Genomic DNA, 16,452 nt, shown 5'->3' on the forward strand with positions numbered 1-16,452 from the left:
TGCTTTAAGCGGGATATGGGATAAGCCCTTTGATTAAAAGCTCTTTTCAATGGTGCGAATGTCTTTTCGTTCCCAGTACCAGATTCCGTCTTCCTTCCACAGGACGCGACCCCCGGAGCCTTTGACATGCTTGGCTTCATCTTTTGGGAGATATTGGCGGAGCTCGGCGATGCGCGCCTGCTGTCCGGCTTGGGCGGCTAAATTGTGCCATTCGTTGGGGTCTTCCTTAAGATTATAGAGTTCCTCGGACCCATCGGCGTAACGGATGTAGCGCCAGTCTTTCGAGCGCACACTGTGATTGCCGATGTTGTGGGTTGTAATGGCCGGGCGACGGGGGGTATCCGGGCGGTCGAGTTGCGGTTTCAGCGACAGGCCTTCCAAAGAGGAAACTGCTTCAATCCCGCAAAGCTCCAAGAGAGTCGGGTAGATGTCGAGCAGTTCGGCGGGCTGTTCGACATCCTGGGACTTCGGCAAGTCGGGCCCCGCAATAATGAGCGGAACACGGGTCGACCGCTCCCAAAGCGTATTCTTCCCGGTAATTCCCTTTTCACCCAGATGCCAACCGTGGTCGGAGAAGAGCACCACGATGGTATTGTCCGCATGTGGGGAATTTTCGAGTGCATCCAATACGCGGCCGACCTGCGAATCGACAAAGGAAACAGATGCCAGATAAGCGCGCACCAACGGCAGCCATTGATGGTTTTCCTGCACCCATTTCAGGCGTGGCTCGGGCAAGCGCCAGTTCAGGTACCAGGCAAACTCGGGAACATCGTCGCGGTCATTGAATAAGACCGGTGGCATCTTCAGGGTTTCTTCCGGGTACAGGTCGAACCATTCCCGGGAAGCGAAAAGAGGGACGTGTGGGCGCCCGAATCCGACTCCGAGGAAGAAGGGCTTCTCGTCGCTTTCGGCCTGCTGAATGAAGTCCACCGCCCAGCTGGCGATTTCGTAATCGTTCTGTTGCTCGTCTTTTTCCGGGAAGACGCCCCAGTCGACCAGTTTGTGCGGGAGTTCCTTGACGAATTTTTTCTCAGGAATCGGTCCGAAATTGCAGGGGGGGCCGTATTGTTCAAACTCCGCCGCCCGGTCTTTTCTGTTTGGTGGGTAGGTGTGGAAGATCTTGCCGGTCAGGGCGGTGCGGTAGCCGTTCTTCCGGAAGGCCTGGGGCAGCGAGGTCAGATCTTTCAGCTCGTCGACGGAGCGAAACCAAGGGGACAAGCCGTAGACCCCGGTGGTGGTCGGGCGCAGTCCGGTGACCAATGAAGTCCTGGAGGGATTGCACACCGGCGCCTGGCAGTGCGCATTGCTGAAAAGCGTGCCTTCGGCTGCCAAGCGGTCGATGTTCGGCGTCTGCACCTGCGGGTGTCCATCAAGGCAGCCGACCCAATCGTTCAGATCGTCGATACCGATGAGGATGACGTTTTTCGCCGGTGCGGCCAACAAAGCCGTTTGGCCAAAGAGCAGAGCAAGGAGGACGTGCCGGATACGATGCATTGCTTAATGATTTAAATACTCCGCAAGGGGGATCGCGCCCTCGGGGACATAGCCCTCCCTGTCGCGCTTGCGTTTGATGGGCCAGGCCTTGGAACTGGCTTCTTTCTTGAGGTGACTGGTCCGGTCCAGTGGCCAGACGGGATGCGGTGTGTGTGCGTCTGCGAAAATCGCCTTAGCCTTTTTGACCAGGTCGGGTCGTTGGTCGGCGAGGTTGTTGGTCTCGGCGGCGTCCTTGGCCAGATCGTAGATCTCGATTTCACCCATGGGCTTTGGCATCACCGTTTTCCAGTCGTCCCAACGGGCGGCGCGTACCGCACCTGCGGGCCTACCCTCATGCAGTTCCCAGTAGAAGTAGTCGCGTTCCGGTGCCTCGCCACCTTTGAGAAAAAAGAGCAGTGAGAAGCCATCAGTTTCGTAGCCCTCGGGTGGTTCGACGCCGGTCATCTCGACAAAAGTGGGCATGAGGTCCCAGTAAGCCCAGGGCTCGTCGGTCACACGTCCGGCGGGGACGGTGCCGGGCCACCAGGCGAAGGAGGCCTGGCGCAGCGCGCCCTCATACATGCCCCGCTTGTAGCCGCGCAGCTTGCCGTCCATGGTCTGATTAAAGAGTTTACCAATATCACTTTTGGGGTCGAATGAGGATCCATTGTCGCCACCAAAAACAATCAGCGTGTTTTTCTCCACGCCCAGTGCCTTAAGGGTGTCGACCAGTTCTTTTACATCCGAATCGATGCGGGTGACCATGGCGGCGTAGGCCTTCTGTTTGTCGCTCCACGGCCTGTCGGCGTAGATCCCGTAGTCATCGATTTCAAAACGGCCGTGCGGCAGGGTAATGGCGTAGAATAGGAAGAAGGGATCCTTCCCGTTTTTCTTGAGCCAGCGGATCATATCGCGCTGGATGAGCTCCTGCGCGTAGGTCTCGCCGACATCACGCCCGTTGTTCCCCGGCAGGGCGATGGGCTGATCGTTGCTGTAGAGGTAGGTAGGGAAGTAGGAATGCGCGTGGCGCTGGCAGTTGTAGCCAAAGAAATAGTCCATGCCCTGCTTCTGCGGAGCGCCCTCGGTGTCGAAAAAGCCCATGCCCCACTTGCCGAATGTGGCGGTGTGGTAGCCGGCGTTCCGGGCAATCTCACCGACGGTCACGATCTCTGCGTCAATGGGATATTGACCTTCGGGAACCCATTCGAAGTTCCCGCGCACCGGGCTGTTGCCCGAATGCAGGCCAGTATAGAAGACCGAGCGGCATGGAGCGCAGACAGAGGTGCCGGTGTAGGCCTGATTGAAGAGAGTGCCCTCGTTGGCAAGGCGGTCGAGGGTAGGCGTCTGAATCAGTTCTTGGCCATAGACGCCCATATCGCCCTGAGCGATATCATCGGAGAGGATGAAGATGAAGTTGGGTTTCTCCGCCGCCGAGGCAACTGAGGCGAGAACCAGTAAGAGCGTGTATGCTAATTTCATAGGATCATTCTAGGGATTATAATTTCCTCTGGGGCGAATGTTTTGAGTGATTTCATCATCCAGGGCTTTCATTTGCTGGCGCATCGAATCCACCCGTTTCGGGAATTGCTCCGCGAGGTTTTCAGACTCCCCCATGTCTTCGGCAAGATTGTAGAGTTCGACGCTGGGAGTCTTATCCGGATTCTTCTTCCTTTGCGTCGTCATACGCAGTTTCCAGTTGCCCTGGCGAATGGCATCCAGCTTGCCGCCCCTGCTGTAAAAGAGGAACTCATTACGGGGGGATTGGTCGTCTCCGTGAATCAGCCCACTAATGTCCATGCCGTCGATGGGTCCGCGGGTATTGAGCGGCAGGTCCGCAATGCTGGCGATGCTGGGCAGCAGATCGATGGTGCCGGCAATCTCATTGGTTTCGGTTCCCGCAGGAATGCGACCGGGCCCCCACATAATGGTTGGCACGCGTTGGCCGCCCTCGTAGGTCGTGCCTTTGCCGTCGCGGAGCGGGTCTGCGCTGCCAGCGTGGCTCTTGTAGTTGCCCCATGTCCCGCTCCAAGGACCGTTGTCGCTAGTGAAAATGATGTATGTGTTCTCGCTCAGGCCGAGTTCACGCACGGTATCGAGTAGTCGGCCAGTTTCCGCATCGATGTGCTCGATGACCGCCTTGTAGGCATTCTGCGGGTCCGGGTCGTAGGCGTCCTCGGGCACAAAGAGGGGCACATGGGGCATGCTGTGGGGGAGATAGAGAAAAAAAGGCTTCTCTTGGTTGGCTGTGATGAACTCGATCGCCTTATCTGTGTAGCGGCGGGTGATGGTACGCTGGTTGACCGGCAGCTCGATAATTTCCTCGTCCTGCATGAGCGGGGTCTTCCATGCCCGCCAGGCTTCTTCCTGATTGAGCCAGCTCTTGTTGCGGCGCGGGATGCCCTTTCTCCCCGAATTGTCGGGATGGTTCATGTCGTTGGAGTAGGGGATCCCGTAGTAGGTGTCAAAACCCTGGCTGGTCGGGAGGAAGGGCTCGCGGTGGCCCAGATGCCACTTGCCGATGCAGGCGGTGGCGTAGCCGGCACTCTTAAGCATGTCGGCAATCGTGACCTCGTCGGTGTGCAGACCATGGTTGTTGCCGGGGAAAACAACGCCTTTTGCCATACCGATACGCTTGGGGTAGCACCCCGTAAGTAGAGCAGCGCGCGACGGTGTGCAGACCGAACTGGCGACGTAGAAGGAGGTGAGCCTTCGCCCCTCGCGGGCCATCTGATCGAGATGAGGTGTCTTGATTGTCTCCGAACCAAAGCAACCAAGGTCATTGTAGCCCTGGTCGTCGGTGAAGATAATAATGAAGTTCGGCTTATCGGTCGTCGCTTGTAGGCTGGATGCCAATGAGAGTAATACGATAGATGCGATGAAGCGAATCATACATGAGGGTGGTTGGATCTAAACAAGACGAGAGCCTGTAAAGAGATGGTGGACGGTATGATTACTTCAGTGAGGCCGACTTACAGCAAGAACCGGTGGCGGCGTAAGTTTGCCAGAGTTGTTCGGCGGCTTCAGTGGAGAGCGTGCCGTCGTAGATAAAGAGACGATAATTACGCGTGTAGGTTTCACCCGGTTCGAAGGTCCAGGACTCACCCATCACCGGATTGAAGTTCACAAAAATCGCCCCATTGTAGTGCTTGTTCCAGGTGCGCAGTCTTTCCGGATGGTTGTGATTGCTGGGATCCCCCATCAGCAGGACGCCGGCCGTGCCGCCTTCACCATTAGCGCCTTCCACGCGTATCCAGCGGGCGGACTTTCCGTTCGCGTTTTCGCGGCTCGCGCCTTCGCTGGATAAAATAGTACTGTTCTCAATGTTCCAGAGCGCCGTGCCCCGGAGCCCGAGACCGCTGTAGCGGTACTTGGTGATCGTAATCGGATCCTCCCCCACAACCTGGTGGCTGATTTTAAGATCAAGATGGTAGCCCCGTGCCGGAGCATCCACAATGTCCGACGCACTGATTTCGGTGATCTCTTTGAGCCTGACCTGGGGGCCGCCGGGTGCCTTACGGTCGATATAGACGCTTTCGGAGATCAGGGCGTCAGGCGTCGAAATATGGTTCCGGGCCTCAACCACTCCTTCTCCCTGCTGGAGCTCCCAGCAGAGGATCTTACGCTCTCCGTGTTCGATGAATTTCCAGGGCCACCAGAGACCGAAGTGATGGAGGTGGTCTTTGGGTTGGCTGTCTGTGACCGTGAACCCTGAGGGGGTCTTAAGGGGATGAATGAAGTTGCTTCCTTTGAACGACTCACCTCCTGCAGGATTCGCCAAAGGTGCGGCTTGATAAGTGATCAGATCTTTGCCTTCGACTGGTACGGAGGCCTGATTTGCCCCGAAGCAGTGACAGGAAAGGAAGAATAGCGAAAAAGAGCTTAAATAACGCATAGTGCCAAGTTGTTAGAATGAAGACCCGTCGCAACCTACAAATGTTCAGGTTTCTTTCATTTCCTTTTGTCGGGGCTGTAAGTAACTTGCGGCGGACTGAAATAAAGGTCTTAAATATCACTCATGCCAAAAATTTTATTCCTAGGTGACATCGTGGGTCGACCGGGCCGCAACTTTGTGATGGAGCGTATCGCCGACCTTCGCGAGGAGTTGAACGCGGATTTTGTGATCGCCAATGCGGAGAACGCCGCTGGCGGTGCCGGTATTACCAAAAAGATTGCGGAGCAGCTCATCGCCTCCGGAATCGATGCGATCACACTGGGCGACCATGTCTGGGACCAGAAGAATTTCGAGAATGAGATCAACGAACTCGAAGCGGTGTGTCGCCCCAGTAATCTCCCCGACAACAATCCCGGTCGCCGGCATTTGATTGTGGAAAAAGACGGGTTTCGGCTCGGGATTTTTACCGTGCTCGGCCGGAATTATCTCGCGCTCAAGGCGAGCTGCCCCTTTCAGGCGACCGACCAGAAACTGAAGGAGCTGGCGGGAGAATGTGATGCATTTTTTGTCGAGGCCCATATGGAAGCGACATCTGAAAAAATCGCGCTCGGTTGGCATCTCGAAGGTCGGGCCTGCGCGGTTATTGGCACCCATACCCATGTCGCGACGGCCGATGGGCGGGTCCTGCCCGGTGGCACGGCCTATCAGAGCGATGCAGGCATGTGTGGTCCGCACGATTCCGTGCTTGGGCGCGATAAAAAAGAAGTGATTGCCACTTTCCTCGACGGGATGAAGCGACGCTTTCCTGTGGCGGACAATGATGTCTGGATCAACGGCTGTCTGATTGAAGTGGCTGCGGAGGACGGATGCGCGCTCGATTGGCAGCGTATCTTTGTTGCTAAAACCCTGGAATAAGTCCTTATTGCAAAGACTCTATCACAACGAATCAAATCGTTCACAAAGAGATAACCAAAAACTACCTATGAAAAAAATACTACTTCCATTCTGTTTCCTCCTGACCGCAGTGGCAGCCTACGCGCACTGTGGTGCCTGTGGTTCCGACCACAGCCATGATAAAGCCAAGGCTGAAAAGTCCTGCTGCGGTGAAGACGGGAAGTGCTGCAAAGAAAAGAAAAGCTGCGACAAGAAGGGTAAATCCTGCGACGCCAAGAAGTCTTGCTGTAAAGAAGGCAAGTCCTGCTGCGGTAAATGCGGTGGCGATAAGCAATGCGCTAAGGATAAAAAGTCCTGCGACAAAGAAGGTAAATCCTGCTGCGGCAAATGCGGTGGGGACAAGAAATGCTCCAAGGACAAAAAGTCCTGCGATTCCGATAAAAAATGCGCCAAGAAGTCTTCCGGCGAAAAAGAAGGCAAGTCCTGCTGTGGTTCAGGCGGGAAGTGCTGCAAATAATCGGGTTAATTAACTGACACTCTCCTGCCCCGGCGCTTTCGAGCCCGGGGCTTTTTCATGCCAGAGCGCCCCGATCCCGAAGGTCCAGGTTGTGCCGATCAGGATGAGCCAGGACCAACCGAGTTGTAGATATTCCAGTTTGATCAGCGTGAGCAGGGTGACGCAAATGGCCGCGGCAGTGAGCATGGCGATCCAGTTACCGCGGTCCGACCCCCGCTTGGTTAGCGTGCCTAGGAGGAACACGCCGAGTAGTGCTCCATAAGTGACACTGGCAATTTGAAATGTGAGCCAAAGGAACCCCTCGGCATCTTTGAGGGCATAAGCGATCGATGCGAGAATCAGTCCGAAGGTGCAGACCAGAACCCTTGAAACAATCAGACCCTGTTGTTCACTGATCTCCTTGTTCAGCAGTGGCCGATAGAGGTCCACAAGGGCGGAGGAACTCAGTGCGCCCATGGTCGAGTCGAGGCTCGACATGGCCGCGGCCAGAACACCCACCAGTAGGAGGCCGCGAAGTCCGTTGGGCAACTCGCTTGCTATGAAGTGGGGGAACACCTTGTCGGCGATCACTTCGCGGCTACCATCAGCCAGCACACTGCTCGGCAGGGTGGCCTCACCAGATACCTGATAGTAGGCAAACAGGGCGATGCCGACGAAGAGAAAGAGCGCGGCGATCGGGATGGAGATAAACCCGCTCAGGATTACACTGCGGCGGGCCGCCTTCACATCGCGGCAAGTCAGGATGCGCTGTGTCATGTCCTGATCCGTACCGAAGGCGGCTGCCGTGCTCAGAAAACCGAACATAACGGCGACCCAAAAAAATTTCGATTCGTTCAACCAGGCCCAGCTGTCCGCACTTTCCGGTTGAAAACGAAAGACTTCAAAACGTCCGTGCTCGGCCCCGATTTCAAAGATTTCCGCCCAGCCGATCGCGTAGCCCACGTAGCCGACCAATACGATGCCGCAGGAAATAAAGATGATCGCCTGCAGGACATCGGTCCAGATGATGCCCTTGATCCCGCCGCTGCCCGAGTAAATGATGGCGACAAGGGTAAACACCGAGAGGCAGATCCAGAATGGCGCGTTCAGAATGAGGCTGATGCCGGTCACTGCGATCATGAGTCGGACCGCGGAGGCCAGGAGGCGTGTTACGATAAAGAAAGCGGTTGCGGTATAGCGCGTGCCGCCGCCGAAGCGCTTGGAAAGATAATCGTAGATAGTCAGGCTGTTGACGGCATAAAACGCACCGACGAAAACGAAGGCGATCAATAGCCGGGCCAGCAGCGAGCCGATACCGAACTGCAGATAGTTCATGTTCTCCGCATAGCCGACACCCGGTGTGGCCAGAAAGGTGGCGGCACTGACCTCAGTTGCCACGATCGAGCCGAGTACGGCCAGCCATGGCATGGTCCGGTTCGCGCTGATGAATTCCCTGACGTTGCGGTTGCTTTTCGAGTGATAGACGCCGATTGCCAGGACGGCACCCATGTAGAGCAGGACAATACAGCCGTCAAACAAGCTCAGGTTGGCAAACACAGTAATAACAAATTCAAAAGGACGCAGCCTTGCTGCGCATGCGAGGTTGCGGGAAAACTGCTTTTATTCTTCTCGACACGCGGGGATGCAAACTGAAAATATATGAGCTATGGCTAGGCCGGAGACTGCACTAATTGTTGATGATGAAGCGCATTTGCGCACTTACCTCAAATTAATCCTCAAGCAGATTGGTTTTACTGTTTTTCACGAAGCTGTGAACGGTCAGGAGGGGATTGATTTTTACAAAGAGCATTCGCCTGACATTGTTTTGATGGATGTGAATATGCCGGTGAAAGAAGGCCTGGAGGCCTTGAAAGAAATTATTGATTACGACGAGGAGGCCGTGGTGGTCATGACGACATCGGTCGCGTCAAGGCAGGCAGTCGAGACCAGCGTCGAACTGGGTGCTTCGCATTATATCCGCAAGGATATGAAAAAAGACGAGGTGGCTGAAGTGATCAATAATCTCATCGATGAAATCTGGGAGGATTAAATTTTACCAATGAGCGACGAAACCATGCCAACCGCCAAGCCGCCTGCGGGAGAATACAGGTTCTCTTTGCGCGAAATGCTCCACGAGGTTAAGGTAGAACGACGTGATTCCCAGTTTGGTCGCCAGTTGGTCGATGCCACCGAGATCGATAAGATGTTCAGCAAGAGCAAGCGTAAGAAAAAGAAAGCCAGATGAGTGCGACCATACGCGAAGAACTTCTTTCTGAGTTCGGAATCAACCTTTCCAGCGAAGTCTATGACAGGGCCTTGTTGTCTGCGGATGAATCTTCCCTGGAACTCGTCGAACATATGATCGATGACGGGATCATTCCGAAAGAGGTGGGGTGCCGTCTTTGGAGCACGCGCATCAACTCTGCTTATGTCGATCCGCTCTCGACCATGATCAGTGATTCCGCCATCGCTGCGGTGCCTCAGGAAATCGCACGGAAGGGGAATCTGATGCCACTGTACGAAGTGGAGGACGCCTTGACCGTTGCCATGCCGGATCCGCACAACGAGGCGCTTATTTCCCGACTCTCTGCCATCACCGGGAAGCAAATCAGCCCGGTGTTCTGCCTGACCAACGAGGTTCAGGATTCGATCGAGCTGTATTACAGCTCGGACGAAAGTGTCGAGGAGTTGATTGAGCAACTCGAGCGCAGCCAGGGAGCGCTGCTCAAACAGCTGTCTCCCGAGGAGCTGGCCAATATGGCCGAGTCCAAATCGGTGATCGGGCTTTGCGACGCTTTGCTCTACCTTGCCATCAAAGAGCGTGCCTCCGATATTCACATCGAGCCGCGGATGAATAATACCAAGATCCGCTTCCGTATCGACGGACGCTTGCAGGACACCTTCACGATCGCATCGGCACTGCATCCGGCTCTGCGCTCGCGTGTTAAGATTCTCTGTAATCTCAACATCGCGGAAGCCCGTTTCCCCCAGGATGGCCGGTTCTCCATCCCACTTGGCACCCAGCACGTAAATTTCCGCGTGTCGATCATGCCGACGATTTACGGCGAGAAACTGGTTCTTCGCCTCCTTGCTTTGACCGGGAAGAAAGATTTTCGGACGCTCGATCAGATGCTGATCTCCCAGAAAATCAGCAAACCCCTTAAACATATCATCCACAGTCCGAATGGTATGATTTTTGTGACAGGCCCAACCGGTTCGGGTAAATCGACGACTCTCTATGCTGCTCTGCACGAGATAAACACGGTCGACGTTAATATTTGTACCATTGAGGATCCCGTGGAAACACGGATGGAAGGGATCACCCAGACGCAGGTGAATAATAATATCGATCTCCGGTTTTCCACGATTCTGCGGTCTTTGCTCCGGCAGGACCCGGATGTCATCCTGGTGGGCGAGATTCGCGACTTGGAAACCGCCAAAATTTCAACGGAAGCGGCCCTGACCGGGCACCTGGTCTTTTCGACGCTGCATACGAATAACGCGATTCAGGCAGTCGTCCGCTTAATTGAACTCGGGATTGAGCCCTACATGGTGGCTCCGTCCATTCTGGCGGTTTTGGCCCAGCGTCTGGCCGCACGCATCTGTGAGCACTGCAAGCGCTCCTACACGCCCGACAAGGAAATCTTGCGGAAATTCTTCTACGATTGGAAGGAAGTGGAAGCGCCCGTTTTTTATGAGGGTGAGGGCTGCCCCTATTGCCGGAATACGGGATATCACGGGCGTATCGCCTTCCATGAGCTCGCCATGATTACGGATGAGATGCGGACTATCATCTCCAACGCGGGGAGCGAAGAAGCGCTGAAGGCGGCTGCGGGCAAGGCAGGTTATAAACCCCTGAGCTATGATGGCCTGAAGAAGGTGATGCTCGGCTTTACCACGATCGAGGAATTGCAGGCACACGCGTCCTTCGATTTTATTTCCGATTCGTGAGTCTGCCTCCCCGGCTGAAGACACAATAGGCCTTCGAACAGAAACTTGAAAGTAGCCGAAGCCCTTAGGCTTGGTCGGTGGGCCTTGCGGTTAAAGAGTGATCGAGACCAAACGCTAAGGCGTTCGGCTACGAAACTAGAGTATGGACCAAACGCTGAGGCGTTCGGCTTAGGAGCTGGGGAAGCAAACGCTAAGGTTAATTGATCAGAAGCTTGAAAGTAGCCGAAGCCCTTAGGCTTTGGTCAGTGGGCCTTGCGGTTAAAGAGTGATCGAGACAAAGCAGGAGTGCGTTGGGAGCAGCTCGCCTTTGGCTCCCCCATCCGCCTAGTTTACTCAGGCTCTTTGACGTCGTAAATGTAGCCGACGCCGTGAACGGTGCGGAAAGCGTCGAGACTCAAGCCGTGGCGCTTGTAGAGGTCACGGATTTTTACGATGTACTGATCGATGGATCGACTGCGCACATCCGCGTGGATACCCCAGACAGAGTGGATTAGATTCTTCCGGGTCAGCACGGAGTTTGGATGCTCCGCGAGATAGACAAAAATGCCGAGTTCCTTCCGGCCCACACTTTCCACTTCGCCGTCGGGGAAGGTGACTTCCAGTCGTTGCGGGTTCACTTCGGCGCCACAGAAGTCAAAGGGCTTATTGCTGACCGTGGCGTTTTCGGTGACATTGCTGTCGTGGGCGGTTTCCGCGCGGCGGAGCACGGCTTTGATCCGAGCGATCAGTTCGGGAAAGCCAAATGGCTTGGTAATGTAGTCATCGCCACCCATTTCCAGGGCTTTCACTTTTTGCACTTCCGTGTTCTCCCCGGTGAGGAAGATGACCGGAGTCGTGTTGCCGCCCTTGCGTAGATCATCCATCAGTGTGAATCCCGACTCATCCGGCAGGTGCACATCCAGGAGGAGTAGATTGGCGAAGTTGTTTTTCAGGAAGCGTTCGACATGGCTGGCCTGATGGCAGGTCTGGCTCTGCATCCCGGCAATGTCGAGCTGGGTAGCGATCAAAGTGGCGAGATCTTTATCGTCTTCGGCGATGACGATGAGTGGCTTGGGTGATTGTTCCATCTTAGGCAGTCAGTTGAGTGTAGTCCTCGAGCACGGTTTCAGCGTGTTCGTTTGGTTTTACTTTTGGATAGGTTTTTAAGATTTTTCCATCCTCGGCAATAAGGAAGGACATACGGTGGATGCCATCAAAGGTTTTTCCCATGAACTTTTTTTCGCCGTAAACCCCGAATGCTTTGGCCAGTTCAAGTTCCGTATCGGCGATCAGGGGGAAGGGGAGGCTGTATTTTTCGGCAAACTTCCGGTGTGAGGCGTCGTTGTCCTTGCTCACGCCCACGACCCGGATCCCGGCGTTTTGGAACTTTTTCCAGGCATCGCGAATGCCGCAGGCCTGCTTGGTACAGCCGGGCGTATCGTCTTTCGGGTAGAAGTAGAGCAGGCAAGGGCCATCAAGTGTCGCGCTGCTTACCTTCTCCCCCGCCTCCATAAATGAAAAGGAGGGAGCTTTGCTGCCGGCTTCGAGTGGTATGGGTTTAGGCATAATCTTTTGGTAGAGCAGCTACTATTTTTGACCTTAATAAAAACTTTACAATTCCTTATTTCACCGGAGTTGAGGGAGGTCGAAAAAATTTATACTTGTGCCTATCGCTGTCTGGATCAAGTTGTGCCGCCCTATGGAAAATGCACCTTTACTCATGCTTGGTCTTCCCAAGGGCAGTCTTGAAGAGCCTACGATTAACCTTTTTGGCAAAGCAGGCTTCAGGATTTCCAAGAGTTCGCGTTCCTACCGCCCGTCGATTGACGACGAGCAGTTGGATGGCCGCTTCGTGCGAGCTCAGGAAGTGAGCCGTTACGTGGAAAACGGCTATTTTGACTGTGGTCTGACCGGACAGGACTGGGTGCGTGAAAATGATTCGGAAATCGTTGAAGTCTGCGACCTGATCTACAGCCGTGCCTCAAATCGTCGCTCCAAGTGGGTGATCGCGGTTCCCGAGGCATCGCCGATCAAGACGGTCAAGGACCTTGAGGGTAAGCGTATCTCGACCGAGGTGGTCAACATCACCAAGCAATATTTAGCCGATCACGGGGTGAACGCCGAGGTGGAGTTCTCCTGGGGCGCGACCGAAGTGAAGGTGCCCGATCTGGTCGACGCCATTGTCGATCTTACGGAAACGGGGAACTCGTTGCGGGCCAACAAACTTCGCATCGTCGACACGCTGCTCCACACCAATACAGTGCTCATCGCCAACAAGGATGCCTGGAATGACCGGAACAAGCGTCGGAAGATCGAGAGTATCGCCATGCTTCTTCAGGCTGCACTCGAGGCCAACAACAAAGTCGGCCTGAAGCTGAATATCGAAAAATCGAAGCTCGATACGATCCTCGAGGACCTCGCTTCGCTGCGTAATCCCACCATCAATCAGCTCGCGGATGATAATTGGGTGGCGCTCGAGACGATCCTCGACGAGAAAGTGGTCCGTGAAATTATTCCTGAGCTGAAGCTACGCGGGGCGGAGGGAATTGTTGAATACCCGCTGAACAAGGTTGTTTTTTAAATGACGCAAGACCGCCATTCGGCAGGGCATAAGGCAGGCACTGTCCGTATCGCGTTGCTTCAAGGGCGGGACCAAGGCTCGCTCGAGTCCAATCTTGAGCGGACGGAGGGTGCCATTCGTGAGGCAGCCAAGGGCGGGGCGCAAATCGTCTGCACGCAGGAGCTTTTCAATCTGCCCTACTTTTGCCGCGAGCAGGATCCGCAGCTTTTTGATCTGGCCGAGCCGGTGCCGGGCCCCACGACGGAGGCCCTATCGAGCCTGGCCGGCGAGCTGGGCATTGTCATCGTGGCCGCCGTGTTTGAGCGCCGCGCCGCCGGAGTTTACCACAACACGGCAGCCGTGATGGATGCCGATGGCGCTTACCTTGGCAAATACCGCAAGATGCACATCCCCCAGGACCCTGGCTTTGAGGAGAAGTTCTACTTCACTCCTGGAGATCTGGGCTACAAAGTCTGGGAGACGAAGTTCGGCAAGATCGGAGTCCTGATTTGCTGGGACCAGTGGTATCCGGAAGCCGCCCGGATGGCAGCGCTCTCGGGCGCCGAGATTCTTTTTTATCCGACCGCGATCGGCTGGCTGCCCAAGGAAAAAGCAGATTTGGGCGAGGCCCAACACAATGCCTGGGAGACAGTTCAGCGTGGGCATGCGGTGGCGAACGGATGCTATGTCGCCGCGGTCAACCGCACCGGCACCGAAGGCGAGACCGAGTTTTGGGGCCAATCCTTTGTATCCGACTTTTACGGCCAAGTTGTGGCCCGGGCTTCTATTGCGGAAGAAGAGGTCTTGTTTGCCGACTGTGACCTAAAGGCCCTCGAAGACACCCGCCGTATCTGGCCTTTCTTTCGTGATCGGCGCACCGACAGCTTTGACGGGCTTAGTCGGCGGATGCTGGATTGAGGTGTTGCTTGAGGAAACAGGCGGGACGCCTGTTCTACTTAGCACAGGCGTCCCGCCTGTATTTCTGTGGGCGCGTAGGTTTGCGTCTCAGCCCCCGCTATCCGGTCATTATTCACTTTCGATGTTGAGCGTTCGATGTTCCGTGTTCATTGCTTATGGGTATGGCGCGACTGACCACACCGAAAGGACTTGGCTACCGGCTTCCCGCAGAGTGGGAACCTCAGGAGGCGGTCTGGTTCGCCTGGCCCTCCAGGGACGATCTCTGGCCCGGCCGTTTGGAGCGGGTCAAAGAACAACTGGCTGCGCTCTATTTGCTCGCCGCCAAGTATCAGACTGTCCGTGTGCTCTGCGCCGAGGCGGACCGCGAGCACTTGCTCGGCTTGCTCGATTCTTCCGGGGAGGCGAAAGACATCGAACTTTACGATTATACGACCGACGATATCTGGATACGTGATTTTGGTCCGCTCTTTCTCATCAATGAGGACGGCAGCAAACTTTGCATTGCTGACTGGCGCTACAATGCCTGGGGCAACAAGTTTCCCGAACAGCAAAAGGACGATCGCGCTTCGGCCTGGATCGCGGATCAGCTCGGCTTGCGGCGCTTCATCTTCGATACCGTGCTTGAGGGAGGTGCGATTGAAAGCAACGGGGACGGTCAGCTCATGACGACGGAAGCCGTTCTGCTGAACGAAAATCGCAACGGCGAAACATCGACGCATCAGATGGAGCAAAAACTTTGCTCCGGGCTGGGCGTGGATTCCGTTCTCTGGTTTAAAGACGGCCTCGCCGGTGACGATACCGACGGGCATATCGACAACCTGGCCCGCTTCTTCAAGAGCGATGGGATTTTGATTGCCGATACCACCGACAGTAAGAATCCGAATGTCGACGCTTTGCAGGAAAATATCACGCGGTTGCAGAACTTCCGCACACCGCAGGGTGATCCCTTCGCCTCCGTCCAGCTGCCGCTGCCCGAGGTGTCGGGTCAGAATGGCGAGCCGCTGGCCGCCAGTTACCTAAACTATCTTGTGCTCAACGGCGCTGTGCTCGTACCCACTTACGGGCAATCCGAGTTGGATCAGGACGCCCTCGAGATCATCGGTGATTGCTTCCCCGAGCGCGAGGTCGTCGGATTCGACTGCTCGGACCTGATCCATGAGGGTGGGGCACTTCACTGTATGAGTCAGAATCAGCCGAAGCTCAGATAATCGACAGTTGTAAGGCTTTACACTGCTTCGTTTGTCGTGGTGTCGGGACCTGATGCGGTGGGAATGCAGTAACCTTCGCCGACCTTTGCTTGTTGCCGGTTGCGAATCCCTTGAATCGCTTCTTTGGGGAATATGCCCTTGCGGGCGACATAATGGGATTTGGCCGCATCAAGCAGATGAATGATGCCAAGGAATATCAAAGTGCTTATCCAGACAGCCGCAGGCTCTTCACCTTCACGGATCAATTCGATGCTTCCGAATATATTGCCAGTCCATAAAAATAACATGAACGCCGCTTCCAGGTAGCCGAGGGCAGAGCCCAGGTAAATGTCACCCAATCCAGGTAGTATTAAGGATCTGATGGCAGCTTGCCTGGGCGTGCGGAACCCGCATTGGCAACTCGGGCATTCGGATGCATTCTTGTCGTCGACCTTTTGATAGCATGCCGGACACAGGTCCTGAATCATCGGTGCCTGTTTGTCCACTGTGGCTGCGCTGTTTTCAACCAGAGGTACCAGAAATTCCTTGATGAACTTTCGGTCCTGACCGGCGACGCGGGTGAAGAGTACCTGCTTTTTGTTTCTGAACTTTATCCTGAGACTACCGGTGAAGCTCGTCTTAACCTTGAGGAGGTCCTCATATCTAATCGCCCCCACAAACTTACCCAACTTCGTCTTTTTAATAACATGGATTAAGAGGATGCGCTCGTTCGTGAAGATGAATGCATTGTGATTGTAGTAATACATCAACCAGCCGATGAAAAGTTGCTCGGCGCTGTGTACCTTGACCCCGTCGGTTAGATAGATGACTTCTTCTCCCTCGTGCAGCATGCCACGAATTACAGGGTCGAGTACCTTGAGTTGCTTCAGTTTCTTTTTTGCCAGGCTGCGCTGTCCGCGTTTCTCGATCGGTAGCATTTGTTCGAAATCGTACGGGCTCCCCTCGATCGTCATATCGAAGAGTTCGTCTGCCTTTTTGATTTCCTCAATTTGAAAAGGAATTGCGTTGTCGGGGTAGTTTAATGACGTGGCTTCTTCGGGGGTCGGGGTGTGCATTAGCTACATTGATGTTGCGGTAAGTT

16 protein-coding genes are annotated in these 16,452 nt (G+C 55.0%); 8 read left to right on the top strand and 8 right to left on the bottom strand.

The window, feature by feature from the left end:
- Positions 1-33: 33 nt before the first annotated feature.
- From DDZ13_RS02715 to DDZ13_RS02730, 4 genes are all read right to left on the bottom strand, one after another.
- On the bottom strand, positions 34-1,494 hold the full coding sequence (locus DDZ13_RS02715) for a sulfatase (RefSeq protein WP_110129895.1): 1,461 nt from the start codon (positions 1,492-1,494) through the stop codon (positions 34-36).
- 3 nt (positions 1,495-1,497) lie between these two features.
- On the bottom strand, positions 1,498-2,952 hold the full coding sequence (locus DDZ13_RS02720; protein WP_110129896.1) for an arylsulfatase: 1,455 nt from the start codon (positions 2,950-2,952) through the stop codon (positions 1,498-1,500).
- Between the two features lie 9 nt (positions 2,953-2,961).
- Positions 2,962-4,362, bottom strand: coding sequence for a sulfatase family protein (locus tag DDZ13_RS02725; protein ID WP_110129897.1), 1,401 nt, complete (start codon positions 4,360-4,362; stop codon positions 2,962-2,964).
- Positions 4,363-4,423: 61 nt separating this feature from the next.
- Positions 4,424-5,365, bottom strand: coding sequence for a DUF6807 domain-containing protein (locus tag DDZ13_RS02730; protein ID WP_110129898.1), 942 nt, complete (start codon positions 5,363-5,365; stop codon positions 4,424-4,426).
- Between the two features lie 123 nt (positions 5,366-5,488).
- Here DDZ13_RS02730 and DDZ13_RS02735 point away from each other — a divergent pair, with 123 nt between their 5' ends.
- The gene (locus tag DDZ13_RS02735; RefSeq protein ID WP_110129899.1) at positions 5,489-6,280 is read left to right on the top strand and encodes a TIGR00282 family metallophosphoesterase; all 792 of its coding nucleotides are present in this window, start codon (positions 5,489-5,491) and stop codon (positions 6,278-6,280) included.
- A 67-nt stretch (positions 6,281-6,347) separates the two neighbouring features.
- Positions 6,348-6,776: a hypothetical protein gene (locus tag DDZ13_RS02740; RefSeq protein ID WP_110129900.1), complete on the top strand. Its 429-nt coding sequence runs from the start codon at positions 6,348-6,350 to the stop codon at positions 6,774-6,776.
- Between the two features lie 9 nt (positions 6,777-6,785).
- Here DDZ13_RS02740 and DDZ13_RS02745 read toward each other — a convergent pair whose 3' ends face one another.
- Entirely contained in the window at positions 6,786-8,312 is a 1,527-nt protein-coding gene (locus tag DDZ13_RS02745) for a sodium:solute symporter family transporter (protein WP_110129901.1), read from the bottom strand.
- Between the two features lie 109 nt (positions 8,313-8,421).
- On the opposite strand from DDZ13_RS02745, the gene DDZ13_RS02750 reads away from it, so the two are divergent.
- Genes DDZ13_RS02750 through DDZ13_RS02760 form a run of 3 tightly spaced genes read left to right on the top strand, consistent with a single transcriptional unit; the run spans position 8,422 to position 10,706 of the window.
- On the top strand, positions 8,422-8,805 hold the full coding sequence (locus tag DDZ13_RS02750; RefSeq protein WP_110129902.1) for a response regulator: 384 nt from the start codon (positions 8,422-8,424) through the stop codon (positions 8,803-8,805).
- Positions 8,806-8,814: 9 nt separating this feature from the next.
- Positions 8,815-9,000, top strand: a complete 186-nt coding sequence (locus DDZ13_RS02755; RefSeq protein WP_110129903.1) for a hypothetical protein — start codon at positions 8,815-8,817, stop codon at positions 8,998-9,000.
- Positions 8,997-10,706 carry a GspE/PulE family protein gene (locus tag DDZ13_RS02760; protein ID WP_110129904.1) on the top strand — a complete coding sequence of 570 codons (1,710 nt, stop codon included), beginning with the start codon at positions 8,997-8,999 and terminating at the stop codon, positions 10,704-10,706. The genes DDZ13_RS02755 and DDZ13_RS02760 overlap by 4 nt, the downstream gene beginning before the upstream one ends.
- Before the next feature lie 329 nt (positions 10,707-11,035).
- Here DDZ13_RS02760 and DDZ13_RS02765 read toward each other — a convergent pair whose 3' ends face one another.
- Together DDZ13_RS02765 and bcp are read right to left on the bottom strand one after the other, a co-directional pair.
- Positions 11,036-11,773 carry a response regulator transcription factor gene (locus tag DDZ13_RS02765; RefSeq protein WP_110129905.1) on the bottom strand — a complete coding sequence of 246 codons (738 nt, stop codon included), beginning with the start codon at positions 11,771-11,773 and terminating at the stop codon, positions 11,036-11,038.
- Between the two features lies 1 nt (position 11,774).
- Complete coding sequence (bcp, locus tag DDZ13_RS02770) at positions 11,775-12,251, bottom strand: thioredoxin-dependent thiol peroxidase (protein ID WP_110129906.1); 477 nt, start codon at positions 12,249-12,251, stop codon at positions 11,775-11,777.
- A 133-nt stretch (positions 12,252-12,384) separates the two neighbouring features.
- On the opposite strand from bcp, the gene hisG reads away from it, so the two are divergent.
- The 3 genes from hisG to DDZ13_RS02785 all read left to right on the top strand — a co-directional run bounded on the left by hisG (position 12,385) and on the right by DDZ13_RS02785 (position 15,371).
- Positions 12,385-13,266 (top strand): ATP phosphoribosyltransferase, encoded by an 882-nt coding sequence (hisG, locus tag DDZ13_RS02775; protein WP_110129907.1) that lies wholly within the window; start codon positions 12,385-12,387, stop codon positions 13,264-13,266.
- The gene (locus DDZ13_RS02780) at positions 13,267-14,163 is read left to right on the top strand and encodes a carbon-nitrogen hydrolase (protein ID WP_110129908.1); all 897 of its coding nucleotides are present in this window, start codon (positions 13,267-13,269) and stop codon (positions 14,161-14,163) included. It abuts the gene before it with no gap.
- A gap of 161 nt (positions 14,164-14,324) precedes the next feature.
- Entirely contained in the window at positions 14,325-15,371 is a 1,047-nt protein-coding gene (locus DDZ13_RS02785) for an agmatine deiminase family protein (protein ID WP_158279757.1), read from the top strand.
- Positions 15,372-15,388: 17 nt separating this feature from the next.
- Here the strand turns inward: DDZ13_RS02785 and DDZ13_RS02790 are convergent, their stop codons facing one another.
- Positions 15,389-16,426: a hypothetical protein gene (locus tag DDZ13_RS02790; protein ID WP_110129910.1), complete on the bottom strand. Its 1,038-nt coding sequence runs from the start codon at positions 16,424-16,426 to the stop codon at positions 15,389-15,391.
- Positions 16,427-16,452: the final 26 nt, after the last annotated feature.

Source organism: Coraliomargarita sinensis (genome assembly GCF_003185655.1).
Taxonomy (GTDB): Bacteria; Verrucomicrobiota; Verrucomicrobiia; order Opitutales; family Coraliomargaritaceae; genus Coraliomargarita_B; species Coraliomargarita_B sinensis.

What these genes read in the sequence shown, in the direction of transcription:
- DDZ13_RS02715 (WP_110129895.1), bottom strand. Translation starts at nt 1,494, where the DNA reads ATGCATCGTATCCGGCACGTCCTCCTTGCTCTGCTCTTTGGCCAAACG.
- DDZ13_RS02720 (WP_110129896.1), bottom strand. Translation starts at nt 2,952, where the DNA reads ATGAAATTAGCATACACGCTCTTACTGGTTCTCGCCTCAGTTGCCTCG.
- DDZ13_RS02725 (WP_110129897.1), bottom strand. Translation starts at nt 4,362, where the DNA reads ATGATTCGCTTCATCGCATCTATCGTATTACTCTCATTGGCATCCAGC.
- DDZ13_RS02730 (WP_110129898.1), bottom strand. Translation starts at nt 5,365, where the DNA reads ATGCGTTATTTAAGCTCTTTTTCGCTATTCTTCCTTTCCTGTCACTGC.
- DDZ13_RS02735 (WP_110129899.1), top strand. Translation starts at nt 5,489, where the DNA reads ATGCCAAAAATTTTATTCCTAGGTGACATCGTGGGTCGACCGGGCCGC.
- DDZ13_RS02740 (WP_110129900.1), top strand. Translation starts at nt 6,348, where the DNA reads ATGAAAAAAATACTACTTCCATTCTGTTTCCTCCTGACCGCAGTGGCA.
- DDZ13_RS02750 (WP_110129902.1), top strand. Translation starts at nt 8,422, where the DNA reads ATGGCTAGGCCGGAGACTGCACTAATTGTTGATGATGAAGCGCATTTG.
- DDZ13_RS02755 (WP_110129903.1), top strand. Translation starts at nt 8,815, where the DNA reads ATGAGCGACGAAACCATGCCAACCGCCAAGCCGCCTGCGGGAGAATAC.
- DDZ13_RS02760 (WP_110129904.1), top strand. Translation starts at nt 8,997, where the DNA reads ATGAGTGCGACCATACGCGAAGAACTTCTTTCTGAGTTCGGAATCAAC.
- DDZ13_RS02765 (WP_110129905.1), bottom strand. Translation starts at nt 11,773, where the DNA reads ATGGAACAATCACCCAAGCCACTCATCGTCATCGCCGAAGACGATAAA.
- bcp (WP_110129906.1), bottom strand. Translation starts at nt 12,251, where the DNA reads ATGCCTAAACCCATACCACTCGAAGCCGGCAGCAAAGCTCCCTCCTTT.
- hisG (WP_110129907.1), top strand. Translation starts at nt 12,385, where the DNA reads ATGGAAAATGCACCTTTACTCATGCTTGGTCTTCCCAAGGGCAGTCTT.
- DDZ13_RS02780 (WP_110129908.1), top strand. Translation starts at nt 13,267, where the DNA reads ATGACGCAAGACCGCCATTCGGCAGGGCATAAGGCAGGCACTGTCCGT.
- DDZ13_RS02785 (WP_158279757.1), top strand. Translation starts at nt 14,325, where the DNA reads ATGGCGCGACTGACCACACCGAAAGGACTTGGCTACCGGCTTCCCGCA.
- DDZ13_RS02790 (WP_110129910.1), bottom strand. Translation starts at nt 16,426, where the DNA reads ATGCACACCCCGACCCCCGAAGAAGCCACGTCATTAAACTACCCCGAC.